The following is a 12,401-nucleotide window of genomic DNA, read 5'->3' on the forward strand; positions in this document are numbered from 1 at the left end:
CGGCGAAGGGGCCAACATGGCCTTTTGTGTTTCAGCGGTAGCACACCCCCAGCAGCGCATCGAGCTCTGCCTCGGTGATCAACCCCTGTGGATAACGTTCCACCAGTGCACGTCGTGGATCGGTCTTCCTGACCCGGAGGGTTCCATGGTGTTTCAACCACTGCGCCACTGCCTCAAGCGCCTCGAGGTTCACCACCGACGGGTGCGAAACCGGTTCACTTGTCGCATTCATTTCCACACGTACTCCCCAGAAGTGTGAGCGGCTACCTTAATCAAACTTTGTGACAGAACTGCGCCGTCGTACTTGCTTGAAATACAAGGCAAAACGAATACAAGAGGTGTGCCAGTTGCGTCGCCGGCCATCGCGCAGGCAAAAAAAAGCCCGTCGATGACGGGCTTGATTTGCCAGGCCGCTCTCAGCGCTTGGCAGGGGCGGGTTGCTGCTGGGTCAGGCAATGGATGTTGCCACCGCCCAGCAACAGCTCGCGGCCCGGCACCATGACCACTTCGTGATCGGGGAACAGACGTGCCAGGACCGCTCTGGCCTCGGCATCGGCGGGGTCGTCGAAGCTCGGCGCGATGATCCCGCCGTTGACGATCAGGAAGTTCACGTAGGAACCGGCCAGGCGTACCGACGGGTTGCGCTCCTGGCTGCCGGCCACCAGATCGACCCCGGCGCACTCCTCTTCGGTAGCGTACAACGGGCCCGGGATCGGCATCTTGTGCACCACGAATTCACGGCCCTTGGCATCGCGCTGGCTTTGCAGCACCGCCAGGGCGGCGCGGCAGCGTGCGTAGTTGGGGTCTTGCGAATCATCGGTCCAGGCCAGTAACACTTCGCCCGGGCGAACGTAACAACAGAAGTTGTCCACATGCCCGTCGGTTTCGTCGTTGTACAGGCCCTCGGGCAGCCACACGATGGTGTCCACCGCCAGTTGATCGCGCAGGATCGCCTCGATCTGCTCGCGATTCAGGTGCGGGTTGCGGTTGTGGTTGAGCAGGCACTCCTCGGTGGTGATCAGGGTGCCTTCGCCATCCACGTGAATCGAGCCGCCTTCGAGCACGAAGCCCTCGGTGCGGTAACGCTGGCAGCGCTCCATTTCCAGCACCTTGGCCGCCACCTGTTCGTCGCGGTTCCACGGCGCGTACAGGCCGCCCTCGAAGCCGCCCCAGCTGTTGAAGCCCCAGTGCACGCCGCGCACTTCGCCGCTGTCGTTGATCACGAAGGTCGGGCCGGTGTCACGCACCCAGGCGTCGTCGTTGCTGATTTCCACCACACGGATGTTGGGCATGTCCAGTTGCGCACTGGCGTTTTCGTACTGGCCGGCCGACACACCCACGGTGACCGGCTCGAAACGCGCGATGGCCTTGGCCACCGCCACGTGGGCGGCCTGGGCCGGCTTGCCGCCCAGGCGCCAGTTGTCCGGGCGCTCGGGCCACAGCATCCATACCTGGGTTTGCGGTGCCCACTCGGCAGGCATGTGGAAGCCGTCGGCGCGCGGGGTAGTGTTCAGGGTCTTCATGGTCAGGATTCCAGTGAACCGTCGAGGGTTTTGATCGCACCATACAGGTTCGGACGGCGGTCACGGAAGGTGCCCCAGGCGCTGCGCACGTGTTCCAGTTTGTCCAGGTCGAAGCTGTGCACCAGCACGCCCTCTTCGGTCTGGTCCAGTTCCTCGACCTTTTCGCCGAACTGGTTGGCGATGAACGACGAGCCGTAGAAGGTGATGGCGTAGCCGTCCTGTTCTTCGCGGCCGATGCGGTTGCTGGCCACCAGCGGCATCAGGTTGGCGCCGGCGTGCCCCTGCTGCACACGCTGCCAGTGCTCGCGGGAGAGGATATTGGCATCGTGCGGTTCGCTGCCGATGGCAGTGGGGTAGAACAAAATCTCCGCGCCCAGCAGCGCCATGCTGCGGGCGCACTCGGGGAACCACTGGTCCCAGCAGATGCCCACGCCGATCTTGGCGTAGCGGGTCTGCCACACCTTGAAGCCCGTGTCGCCGGGGTTGAAGTAGTACTTCTCGTGGTAGCCGGGGCCGTCGGGGATGTGGCTCTTGCGGTACACGCCCAGGTTGCTGCCGTCGGCGTCGATGATCGCGATGCTGTTGAAGCGGGCGCGGCCGGCCAGCTCGTAGTAGCTGATGGGCAGCACCACCTGCAGCTCCCTGGCGAGCGTCTGGAAGTGCGCGATGGCGGCGTTGGTTTCGGTGGGCGTAGCCAGTTGCAGGTAGTCGGCGTTGGGCTTCTGGCAGAAGTACGGGGTTTCGAACAGTTCCTGGATCAGGATGATCTGCGCGCCCTTGGCGGCGGCTTCGCGCACCAGCTTTTCGGCGGTGGCGAGATTTGCCTGGCGGTCCCAGGAACAAGCCATCTGGGTGGCGGCGACGGTGACGGTACGGCTCATGGGAACCTCCTTGGGAAGGTACAAGGGAAGACGATGAGCACTTTATAGCCGATAAATATCGGCTTTAAAAGCCAAAAATAATTAAACCTCTCAGGTTCGCCCGATTATTAATCGATATTAATCGACGCAAGGGAGGGTTCGTTGACTGCTTCGCTGGCAAGCCAGCGAATGCAGGACAGCGCCCTCCCGACTCCGCCGCTACACCCCCTGCGTCAACACCCGCTCCACACTGTCCACAAAGAAATCCACGCTCGCCCGCGTAGTGCACATGGGCGGCTTGATCTTGAGGATGTTCAGGTAGTCACCGGTCGGCTGCATGAAGATGCCCAGCTCGCGCAGACGCTCGCACAGCGCCGCCGTCTCTTCGGTGGCCGGTTCCAGGCTGACGGCATTGCGCACCAGCTCCAGGCCCAGGTAGAACCCCGACCCATGCACCGCACCCGCCAGCGGATACTTATCGACAAGCGCCTGCAGACGCGCCTTGAAGTACCCACCCACCTCGCGCGCGTTGTCCCACAGGCCCTCCTCCTCCATCACGTCCAGCACTGCCATGCCGATACGGCAGCTCACCGGGCTGCCACCGGCCGACGAGAAGAAGTAACCCTCGGCCTCCAGCGCCTCGGCGATCTCGCGCCGGGTGATCACCGCGCCCAGCGGCTGGCCGTTGCCCATGCCCTTGGCCATGGTGATGATGTCCGGCACCACACCCTGCTGCTCGAAGCCCCAGAAGTACTCGCCCAGCCGCCCATAGCCCACCTGCACCTCGTCGGCGATGCATACCCCGCCCCGCGCGCGCACCCTGGCATACACCTGCTGCAGATACCCCGCCGGCAACGGAATGCCGCCGGCATTGCCGTACACAGGCTCGCAGATGAACCCCGCCAGCTGACGCTCACCGATCTCGGCCAGGCGTTCGTCGACATCGCGCACATAGTCGGCGGTGGTGTCCTGCCCACGGTACTTGCCGCGGTAGGTGTTCGGTGCGGTCACCGGGTGCACCCAGTCGGGCCGGGTGCTCAATGCCTGCGGGTTGTCGGCGATGGAGGTCGAGATGGCATCGGTGGCCACCGACCAGCCGTGGTACGCCTCCAGCACGCTGAGCATGTCGCGACCACCGCTGGCCGCCCATGCCAGGCGGATCGCCAGGTCGTTGGCCTCGGTGCCGCTGTTGACCAGGAACACCCGGTCCATCCCCGGCGGCGCCAGCGCCAGCAGGCGCTCGGAAAACTCGGCGATGGCCGCATAGTGAAAGCGCGAGTTGGTGTTGAGCAGCGACCACTGGCGCGCCGACTCGCTCACCATGCGCGGGTGCCCATGGCCCAGCACCGCGACGTTGTTGAGCATGTCCAGGTACGAGCGCCCCTGCATGTCGATCAGGTAGTTGCGCCAGCCGCGCTCGATATGTGGCGGCTGCTGGTAGTAGTGCTTCTGCGAGCGCGCGAAGCTGGCGTCGCGACGCGCCAGCAGGGCATGCGGGTCGGGCAGTGGCGCGGCGTCGCAGTCAAAGCCCAGCAGCGCAGCCGGCGAAGGGCACAGCGCCTGCCACGCCAGCGCACGCGAAGGCGCGACGAAGTTCGGCGGTTGCAGGCCGGCCACGCGGCACAGCTGCACCTCGAGCTCGGTGGCGTGCCCCAGCGGCTCGCCCTGGGCGATGACCGCGCCCGATGCGGGGCTTTGCACCACCCCGCGCAGCCACAGGCTGGAGGCGTCACCTTCAAGGCACGCCCAGCCCTGCTCGCCGTGGCGCCAGGTGCCGGCAAACGGCGCCACCAGCGCACTGTCCACGGGCAGGTGCAGCTCCACGTGCAGCGCACAGGTGTGCGGTTCCAGCGGGTTGTCGATATGGGTCTGCGACAGGCGGTACTGGGCATACAACGTGCTGGCCGGGGCCGCATGGGTACGCAGCAGGTGCTGGTCGATGCCGGGCTGCTGCCAGTTGCCGGCGCTGAAGTGCTCGCTCAGCACGCCAAGATCGACCCGCGCCACAGCCTGGTCGCGCAACCCCGGCAGCAGCATGCCCGTGGCCGGCAGCGGCGCGGGCGCAAGGCCGGCTAGTTGCATGATCGCAGCCTCCATCAATGCAAACGGCACACCGGCTGCCACCTCGAAGATCTGCCACTCATGGGCCAGGTTGTCGCGGCTGTAGGTGTTGCCGGGGTCGACGCCCACCTGCTGCTCGCCACTGAGCACCAGCACCGCCGCGCGCGCCACGATCATCGGCCATAGCGCTCGCAGCTCGGCCTCGTGCAGCGGGTTGAGCGCATGGTAGGCAGCGATGGCCGGCAGGATGCGCAGCGGGTCGCCGTCGACATGATGCAGCAGCGCCGCGCAGGTCACCGACAGGTCGGCGATGCGCCAGGTGTGCAGCAGGTCGCCGAAATCGATCACCCCCTGCAACTGCCACTCGCGTGCGCCATCGCGCTGCCACACGGCGTTGTCATCGGTAATGTCCAGGTGCACCGCCTGCATCGGCAGCTGCGCCAGAAGCGGCTCTAGCGCCACGCGGGCCTGCTCGGCAATGGCCTGCACCCGCACCTTGCGCGGCCCGTCGGCCAGCACCGGGAGCAGGTGGGCGATCACCGCCTGGGCATGGCGCGGGTCCCATTGCAGGGTGCGCTCCAGCCCGGGGTGGGTGAAGTCCGCCAGCGCCAGGTCGACCCGTGCACACAGCGCCCCCAGCGCGTGCATCAGGCGCGGCGCCATGTACGGCAGGCGGGTCAGGGTCTGGCCCTCGATGTAGGTGAGCACCCGGGCGCGCACCGGCTGGCCGTCGATCGTCAGTGCCAGCAGCGGCTCGCCACCGTTGGCACGACGAACGGTCGGTACCGGCACACCCTGACGGTGCAGGTGCTCCAGCGCCGCATGCTGGGCTTCAAGCTCCTGCTGCGCATAGTCGCCATGGCAGACCTTGAGCACGAAGCGCCCGTGGGGCGTATCGACGCGAAAGTTCAGGTCCTGCTGGCTGCCCAGCGGCTGCAGCGTGCCTTGCAGCCCGTAATGCGCCTGCAGCAGCTGCGCCGCCTGGGCCGGGTCGAGATCGGGGCATGGCAGGCTGGCGCGGTGAATGAGGGTGTTCAGCGACATGGAGAAGGCCTCGATTTTTTTTGTCGCTTATATCGCCACCGCTGCTGCCGATAAGCAAGGGGAGTGACGAAGGGAAAGAATTGAACGTATTCTGACCCGCCGTCGATTTCGCCCTCCAACCCCGGGACAGACGCTTGAAGCAGGTTGCCATCCTCCAATCCAACTACATTCCCTGGAAGGGGTACTTCGACCTGATTGCGGCCGTGGACGAGTTCATCGTCTACGACGACATGCAGTACACCAAGAACGACTGGCGCAACCGCAACCGCATCAAGACCCCCAACGGCCTGGAGTGGCTGACCATCCCGACCGGGCAGAACATCAACCGGCGCATCCGCGACGTCGAGCTGGCCCCGGGCAACTGGCAGGCCAAGCACTGGAAGAGCCTGGTGGCCAACTACGCCAAGGCGCCTTGCTGGCACGAAGTGGCCGCATGGCTGCAACCGCTGTACCTGGACCGCCAGCACCGCAACCTGAGCGAGCTCAACGTGCTGCTGATACAGGCCGTGTGCGACTACCTGGGCATCACCACGCGCATCACCCGCTCGTGGGACTACACCCTGGGCGAAGGCAAGACCGAACGTCTGGTCGATCTGTGCCAGCAGGCCGGAGCCACGCACTATGTGTCCGGGCCGGCAGCCAGGGGCTACCTTGATGAGCGACAGTTCGCCGACAGCGCCATCGAGCTCAGCTGGTTCGACTATGACGGCTATCCGACCTATCCACAGCAATGGGGCGAATTCAGTCACGCGGTCAGCATTCTCGACCTGCTGTTCAACTGCGGGCCCCGCGCCGCGCACTACATGAGGTATGCCCCACGATGACCCGCGACATTTCCACCCCACGTCCATCTCTCGCCAGCCTGGTCATCGGCAGCACCTCCGTGATCGGCCAGGCCATCGCCCACGGCCTGGCGCAACTGGGCCCGGTGCAGACCGCAGGGCGGCGTGATGCCGACGTGTTCTTCGACCTGAGCCAGCCCGACCGCGTACCCGCCAGCGTGCCGCCGTTCGACGTGGTGGTACTGGCCGCCGCCGACTTTGGCGGCCCCGGCATCGACGACCTGATCCGCGCCGAGCAGGTCAACGCGGTCGGCACGCTGGCCGCCTGCCGACTGGCACAACGCAGCGGGGCCAGGCACCTGATACTGATTTCGTCGGTTTCAGCCAGCTACATGCCCCATAACATCTACTACAGCATCTACTCGCTATCCAAACGCCACTCCGAGGAGCTCGCCAGCCTGTTCTGCAGCGCGCACGGCATCGCCCTGACCATCCTGCGCCCCAGCCAGGTGTATGACGCCGCCGGTGCCTGCCGCACCCATCAGCCGCTGCTGTATGCCTTCGCCGACCAGGCCGAGGCCGGCAACGACATCAGCCTGTTCGGCAACAACGACGCGCGGCGCAACTACCTGCACCTGGACGACCTGGTGCAGATCTGCACCCGTGTGGCCGCCACCACGACCACCGGCCTGTTCAACTGCGTCCACCCCGACAGCCCTGCACTGAGCGAAATCGCCCAGGCCGCGTTGTCCGCCTTCGGCCAGCAGGGCCAGGTGCGCTTTCTGCGCGACAGGCCGGATGTGCCCGACCTGCCAGCGCAGCTGCTCGACCCGGCGTTGCACGCTGCCATCGACTTCATGCCGCAGGTGAATATCCATATGGGTTTCGAAATGATCCGACAGCACCGGGAGCGCACGGCATGAGCACGGTCATGGTTACCGGCGTGGGCGCCATCATGGGCTACGGCCTGCTCAAGTCGTTGCGTGCCAGCGACCCGGCCGTGGTGCTGGTAGGCACCGATATCTACGACGATGCTGCCGGCAGGGCCTGGTGCGACGCCTTCGCGCAGGCGCCCCTGACCGCCAGCGCCGACTACCCGGCGTGGCTCGAACGGGTGGTCAGGCAGCACGCGGTCGACCTGGTGATACCTGGCATCGAGCAGGACCTGCACTGGTTTTCGGACCACCGTGAACAGGTGGCGCAACTGGGCTGTGGCGTGGTGCTCAACAGCCGAGCGCTGATCGATCTGTCCCGCGACAAGTGGGCAATGGACCAGGCGCTGGCCGCCGCCGACGAGCCGGCGCGAATCCCCAGCTACCTGTCGGGCAGTTTCGCCGAGCTGGTCCGGACCCTGGGCCTGCCCTTCCTGCTCAAGCCACGTCGCAGTTATGCCTCCAAGGGCCTGGTGTGGGTACAAAGCGCCAGCGACTTCGAACCCCATGCGCACCTGCTTGGCGAGGTGCTGATGGCCCAACCGATCATCGGTAGCGCCGAGCAGGAGTTCACCGTGGCGGTGTTCGGCGATGGCGAAGGCGGCAGCTTCGGGTCGATCACCCTGCAGCGCAAGCTGGCCGCCGACGGTTCAACCGCCAAGGCCTGGGTGCGCCAGGAGGCTTCGCTGGATGAAGTGGTGGCGCGCCTGTGTGCACACTTCAGGCCCGTGGGCCCGACCAACCTGCAGTTTCGCCGCGACGCCGACGGCAGCTGGAAACTGCTGGAGATCAACCCGCGTATCTCCTCCACCAGCTCCATGCGCCGGGCCTTCGGCTACAACGAGGCGGCCATGTGCCTGGACTTCTTCCTGAACCGCAAGGCGCCCCCCACCCCCGAGATCCGACCGGGGTTCGCGGTGCGCTACATCGAGGAGCTCGTGGTCCATGATCGGGATCATTTCTGATATCCACGGCAACTTCGTCGCACTCTCGGCGGTGCTCGACGAGCTGGAGCGCCTGGGCGTGTCGCAGATCATCTGTCTGGGCGACACGGCCGGGTACTACTGCCAGATCAACGAGTGCTGCGACGCGCTGCGCGAACGCGGCATCTTCAGCCTGATGGGCAACCACGACTGGTACCTGTCGAGCAACACGCCCTGCCCACGCTCCAACAGTGCCAACGCCTGCCTGGACTACCAGAAGGGCATCCTCACGGCCGCCAACGCGGCATGGCTCGCGGCACTGCCCGCACGCGGCCGGCAACACGGCATCGAGCTGGTGCACGGCGGCTGGAACGACCCCATCGAAGAGTACCTGCGCCCCTCGCAGGCGTATTTCGAGGCGCTGCCCGGCACGCACTTCGCCTCGGGCCACACCCATGTGCAGATGCTCTGGCAGGGTCGCGGCAAGGTCTACTGCAACCCCGGATCGGTCGGCCAGCCACGCGACGGCGACCCGCGTGCGGCCTTCGCCACCTGGCACGCCGGCCAGTTCACCCTGCACCGTGTGGCCTACGACATCCCGCGCATGCAGCAGGCGATGAGCGACGCCGGGTTCACCGCGTACTTTTCCGACAACCTGCCCCTCGGCGCGCAGATCGGCGGCAGGATCAGCCACTATTAACTACGCGGGCATCCGGCCGATAGCCTGACGTCGGCCAGCGCTGCGTTGCCCTTGCACCGGCCGGCGCCTGGCGACAAGCTACGAGCCACCTGAACACCACCCGCTGCACCAAAGGCCATTCGACATGCGCATACTCATCACCGGCGGTGCCGGCTTCATCGGTTCGGCGCTGGTCCGCCACCTGATCGAGCACACCGACCACCACGTGCTCAACCTGGACAAGCTGACCTACGCCGGCAACCTGGAGTCGCTGCACAGCATCGCCAGCAACACCCGCTACGAGTTCGTGCAGGCCGATATCGTCGACCAGGCCACCGTGAGCGCGGTGCTGGAGCGCTTCCGGCCCCAGGCGATCATGCACCTGGCAGCCGAGTCGCATGTCGACCGCTCCATCGACGGGCCGGCGGCGTTCATCCAGACCAACATCGTCGGCACCTACAGCCTGCTCGAAGCCACCCGCGCCTACTGGGGCACGCTGCCGGCCGCCGAGCGCGAGGCGTTTCGCTTCCATCACGTGTCCACCGACGAGGTGTATGGCGACCTGCATGGGGTCGACGACCTGTTCACCGAAACCACCCCCTACGCACCCAGTTCGCCCTACTCGGCGAGCAAGGCCGCGTCCGACCACCTGGTGCGCGCCTGGCAGCGCACCTACGGGCTGCCGGTGCTGCTGACCAACTGCTCGAACAACTACGGGCCGTACCACTTCCCGGAAAAACTCATCCCGCTGGTGATCCTCAACGCCCTGGCGGGCAAGCCGCTGCCGGTGTACGGCAACGGCCAGCAGGTGCGCGACTGGCTGTTCGTCGAGGACCATGCCCGCGCCCTGCTCAAGGTGGTCACCGCAGGTGAGGTAGGCCAGACCTACAATATCGGCGGGCACAACGAGCAGACCAACCTCGAGGTGGTGCACGCCATCTGCACTCTGCTCGAAGAGCTGGCCCCCGCACACCCGGCGGGCGTGGCGCGCTATGCCGACCTGATCACCTTCGTGCAGGACCGCCCCGGCCACGACCTGCGCTACGCCATCGACGCCGGCAAGATCGAGCGCGAGCTGGGCTGGCGCCCTGAAGAAACCTTCGCCACCGGCCTGCGCAAGACCGTGCAGTGGTATCTGGATAACCTGGAATGGTGCCGCCATGTGCAGGACGGCAGCTACCAGGGCCAGCGCCTGGGCAACAGCGATTTCAAGGACCTGATTGCATGACCAAAGGCATCGTACTGGCAGGCGGCTCCGGCACGCGCCTGCACCCCATCACCCTGGGCATTTCCAAACAGCTGCTGCCGGTATACGACAAGCCGATGATCTACTACCCGATCTCGGTGCTGATGCTGGCCGGCATCCGCGAGATCCTGATCATCTCCACCCCTCACGACCTGCCACACTTTCGCCAGCTGCTGGGCGACGGCAGCCAGTTCGGGGTGCACTTCGAGTATGCCGAGCAGCCCTCGCCCGACGGCCTGGCCCAGGCGTTCCTGATCGGCGAATCGTTCATCGGTGACGACTCGGTGTGCCTGATCCTGGGCGACAACGTATTCCACGGCCAGCGTTTCACCGAGCAACTGCTGCGCGCCGCCGCCCACTCCAGCGGCGCAACGGTGTTCGGCTACTGGGTCAAGGACCCGGAGCGTTTCGGCGTGATCGAGTTCGACGCGGCAGGCAACGCCTTGTCGATCGAAGAAAAGCCCGCGCAGCCCAGGTCCAGCTACGCGGTCACCGGCCTGTACTTCTACGACAACGACGTGGTGCGCATCGCCCGCGACATCAAGCCTTCGCCGCGTGGGGAGCTTGAGATCACCGATGTCAACAATGCCTACCTGCGCCGTGGCGACCTGCGCGTGGAGCGCTTCGGGCGTGGCTTCGCCTGGCTCGACACCGGCACCCACGACAGCCTGCTGGAGGCCTCGCAGTACGTGCAGACCATCGAGCATCGCCAGGGCCTGAAGGTCGCCTGCCTTGAAGAGATCGCCTTCCAGCAGGGCTGGATCTGCCAGGAGCGTCTGCTGGAACGGGCCAAGGCCTTCGGCAAGACCGGCTACGGCCAGTACCTGTACGGCCTGACCGGAGACCAGCAATGGAAGTGATCGCCACCGCGCTACCGGACGTGCTGATCCTCGAGCCCAGGGTGTTCGGCGATGACCGCGGGTTCTTCTACGAGAGCTTCAACGCCCAGGCCTTCAGGGCCGCAACCGGCATCGATGCACAGTTCGTGCAGGACAATCATTCACGCTCGCTGCGCGGCGTGCTGCGCGGCCTGCACTATCAGGTGCACAACCCCCAGGGCAAGCTGGTGCGCGTGACCCAGGGCGAGGTGCTGGACGTGGCGGTGGATATCCGCCGCAGCTCGCCGACCTTCGGGCAATGGGTGGCGGTACACCTGTCGGCCGCCAACCACCGGCAGGTGTGGATCCCCCAGGGGTTTGCCCACGGTTTCCGGGTGCTCAGCGACAGCGCCGAGTTCCTGTACAAGACCACCGACTACTACAACCCGAGCGCCGAGCGCTGCATTCGCTGGGACGACCCGCAGCTGGCCATCGACTGGCAACTGGACGCACCGCCGCAGCTGTCGGCCAAGGATCAGGTCGGCCAGTTGCTCAAGGACGCCGACCTGTTCCCATGAAAATCCTCATCACCGGGCGCAATGGCCAGCTCGCCCAGGCCCTGCAGCAGCGCCTGGCCGGGTTGGGCCAGGTGCATGTACTGGGCCGCGAACAGCTCGACCTGGCCGAGCCCGAACGCATCCGCCAGGTAGTACGCGAGCTGAGCCCCGACCTGCTGGTGAACGCCGCCGCCTATACCGCAGTCGACCAGGCCGAAAACGAACCTGCGCTGGCCTTCGCCATCAACGCCACTGCACCCGGCGTACTTGCCGAGGAGGCCGCACGGCTGGGCGTACCGCTGCTGCACTACTCTACCGACTACGTGTTCGACGGCAGCAAGGCCACGCCCTACACCGAAGACGACGCGCCCAACCCCCTGAGCGTGTACGGACGCAGCAAGCTGGCTGGCGAGCAGGCCATCCATGCCGTGGGCGGCGCGCACCTGACACTGCGCACCAGCTGGGTGTACTCGTTGCACGGGCGCAATTTTCTGCTGACCATGCAGCGTCTGCTGCAGGAAAAACCGCAGCTGCGCGTGGTCGCCGACCAGATCGGTGCACCGACCTGGGCCGGTAGCCTGGCCGCCAGCACCCTGGCGTTGATCCAGCGCTGGCAGGCCGGGCAGGCGGGTGCGTGGGGCACCTACCACATGACCGCGCAGGGCCAGACCTCCTGGTTCGGTTTCGCCCAGGCCATCGGCGAGCATCTGAAGGCTCAGGGCAGGCCCTGCGCGCAGCTGCTGCCGATCCTGTCCAGCGAATACCCGACCCCGGCGCAGCGCCCACTGAACTCGCGCCTGGACTGCAGCCGCCTGCGCCAGCAGTGGCAGGTGGAGCAGCCAGACTGGCGTCAAGCGCTGATCGAGTGCCTGAAGTAGCGCATAATGCGGCCAACGTTTCTGCGCCCTTTGCGACGCCATCGCGGGTCAAGCCCGCTCCCACGGGATAATCAATGACCTTGTGGGAGCGGGCTTGA

The 12,401-nt window shown here is 66.0% G+C and carries 12 protein-coding genes; 8 read left to right on the top strand and 4 right to left on the bottom strand.

From position 1 onward, the window contains the following. Nucleotides 1-31 precede the first annotated feature (31 nt). The 4 genes from V9K84_RS20575 to V9K84_RS20590 form a co-directional block, all read right to left on the bottom strand. The gene (locus V9K84_RS20575) at nt 32-232 is read right to left on the bottom strand and encodes a hypothetical protein (RefSeq protein WP_078481589.1); all 201 of its coding nucleotides are present in this window, start codon (nt 230-232) and stop codon (nt 32-34) included. Between the two features lie 184 nt (nt 233-416). Then, nucleotides 417-1,523: an agmatine deiminase gene (gene aguA / locus V9K84_RS20580; protein ID WP_054915931.1), complete on the bottom strand. Its 1,107-nt coding sequence runs from the start codon at nt 1,521-1,523 to the stop codon at nt 417-419. A gap of 2 nt (nt 1,524-1,525) precedes the next feature. Next, entirely contained in the window at nt 1,526-2,404 is an 879-nt protein-coding gene (gene aguB, locus V9K84_RS20585) for an N-carbamoylputrescine amidase (RefSeq protein WP_043861659.1), read from the bottom strand. A 198-nt stretch (nt 2,405-2,602) separates the two neighbouring features. Then, a complete protein-coding gene (locus V9K84_RS20590) occupies nt 2,603-5,488 on the bottom strand; it encodes an aminotransferase (RefSeq protein ID WP_088514125.1) in 2,886 nt (961 codons plus the stop codon). 134 nt (nt 5,489-5,622) lie between these two features. On the opposite strand from V9K84_RS20590, the gene V9K84_RS20595 reads away from it, so the two are divergent. The 8 genes from V9K84_RS20595 (at nt 5,623) to rfbD (ending at nt 12,303) form a co-directional block, all read left to right on the top strand. Further along, entirely contained in the window at nt 5,623-6,312 is a 690-nt protein-coding gene (locus V9K84_RS20595; RefSeq protein ID WP_088514124.1) for a WbqC family protein, read from the top strand. Next, entirely contained in the window at nt 6,309-7,193 is an 885-nt protein-coding gene (locus tag V9K84_RS20600) for an NAD(P)-dependent oxidoreductase (protein WP_168186823.1), read from the top strand. Before V9K84_RS20595 ends, V9K84_RS20600 begins: the two co-directional genes overlap by 4 nt. After that, entirely contained in the window at nt 7,190-8,167 is a 978-nt protein-coding gene (locus tag V9K84_RS20605) for an ATP-grasp domain-containing protein (RefSeq protein WP_054915926.1), read from the top strand. The genes V9K84_RS20600 and V9K84_RS20605 overlap by 4 nt, the downstream gene beginning before the upstream one ends. Continuing rightward, nucleotides 8,148-8,825 carry a metallophosphoesterase family protein gene (locus V9K84_RS20610; RefSeq protein ID WP_043861653.1) on the top strand — a complete coding sequence of 226 codons (678 nt, stop codon included), beginning with the start codon at nt 8,148-8,150 and terminating at the stop codon, nt 8,823-8,825. Before V9K84_RS20605 ends, V9K84_RS20610 begins: the two co-directional genes overlap by 20 nt. A gap of 124 nt (nt 8,826-8,949) precedes the next feature. Further along, entirely contained in the window at nt 8,950-10,032 is a 1,083-nt protein-coding gene (rfbB, locus tag V9K84_RS20615; RefSeq protein ID WP_088514122.1) for a dTDP-glucose 4,6-dehydratase, read from the top strand. Next, a complete protein-coding gene (rfbA, locus tag V9K84_RS20620; RefSeq protein ID WP_054915924.1) occupies nt 10,029-10,910 on the top strand; it encodes a glucose-1-phosphate thymidylyltransferase RfbA in 882 nt (293 codons plus the stop codon). The genes rfbB and rfbA overlap by 4 nt, the downstream gene beginning before the upstream one ends. Beyond that, nucleotides 10,901-11,446 carry a dTDP-4-dehydrorhamnose 3,5-epimerase gene (gene rfbC / locus V9K84_RS20625; RefSeq protein WP_043861650.1) on the top strand — a complete coding sequence of 182 codons (546 nt, stop codon included), beginning with the start codon at nt 10,901-10,903 and terminating at the stop codon, nt 11,444-11,446. The genes rfbA and rfbC overlap by 10 nt, the downstream gene beginning before the upstream one ends. Beyond that, nucleotides 11,443-12,303, top strand: a complete 861-nt coding sequence (gene rfbD, locus V9K84_RS20630) for a dTDP-4-dehydrorhamnose reductase (RefSeq protein ID WP_088514121.1) — start codon at nt 11,443-11,445, stop codon at nt 12,301-12,303. Before rfbC ends, rfbD begins: the two co-directional genes overlap by 4 nt. The last annotated feature ends 98 nt before the right edge of the window (nt 12,304-12,401 follow it).

The organism is Pseudomonas sp. AE27 (assembly GCF_037113495.1).
Classification (GTDB): domain Bacteria; phylum Pseudomonadota; class Gammaproteobacteria; order Pseudomonadales; family Pseudomonadaceae; genus Aquipseudomonas; species Aquipseudomonas palmensis.

Bases quoted from the DNA above. Each gene is read 5' to 3' on its own strand.
- rfbB (WP_088514122.1), top strand. From the start codon at position 8,950: ATGCGCATACTCATCACCGGCGGTGCCGGCTTCATCGGTTCGGCGCTG.
- V9K84_RS20575 (WP_078481589.1), bottom strand. From the start codon at position 232: ATGAATGCGACAAGTGAACCGGTTTCGCACCCGTCGGTGGTGAACCTC.
- aguA (WP_054915931.1), bottom strand. From the start codon at position 1,523: ATGAAGACCCTGAACACTACCCCGCGCGCCGACGGCTTCCACATGCCT.
- aguB (WP_043861659.1), bottom strand. From the start codon at position 2,404: ATGAGCCGTACCGTCACCGTCGCCGCCACCCAGATGGCTTGTTCCTGG.
- V9K84_RS20610 (WP_043861653.1), top strand. From the start codon at position 8,148: ATGATCGGGATCATTTCTGATATCCACGGCAACTTCGTCGCACTCTCG.
- V9K84_RS20605 (WP_054915926.1), top strand. From the start codon at position 7,190: ATGAGCACGGTCATGGTTACCGGCGTGGGCGCCATCATGGGCTACGGC.
- rfbC (WP_043861650.1), top strand. From the start codon at position 10,901: ATGGAAGTGATCGCCACCGCGCTACCGGACGTGCTGATCCTCGAGCCC.
- V9K84_RS20600 (WP_168186823.1), top strand. From the start codon at position 6,309: ATGACCCGCGACATTTCCACCCCACGTCCATCTCTCGCCAGCCTGGTC.
- rfbD (WP_088514121.1), top strand. From the start codon at position 11,443: ATGAAAATCCTCATCACCGGGCGCAATGGCCAGCTCGCCCAGGCCCTG.
- rfbA (WP_054915924.1), top strand. From the start codon at position 10,029: ATGACCAAAGGCATCGTACTGGCAGGCGGCTCCGGCACGCGCCTGCAC.
- V9K84_RS20590 (WP_088514125.1), bottom strand. From the start codon at position 5,488: ATGTCGCTGAACACCCTCATTCACCGCGCCAGCCTGCCATGCCCCGAT.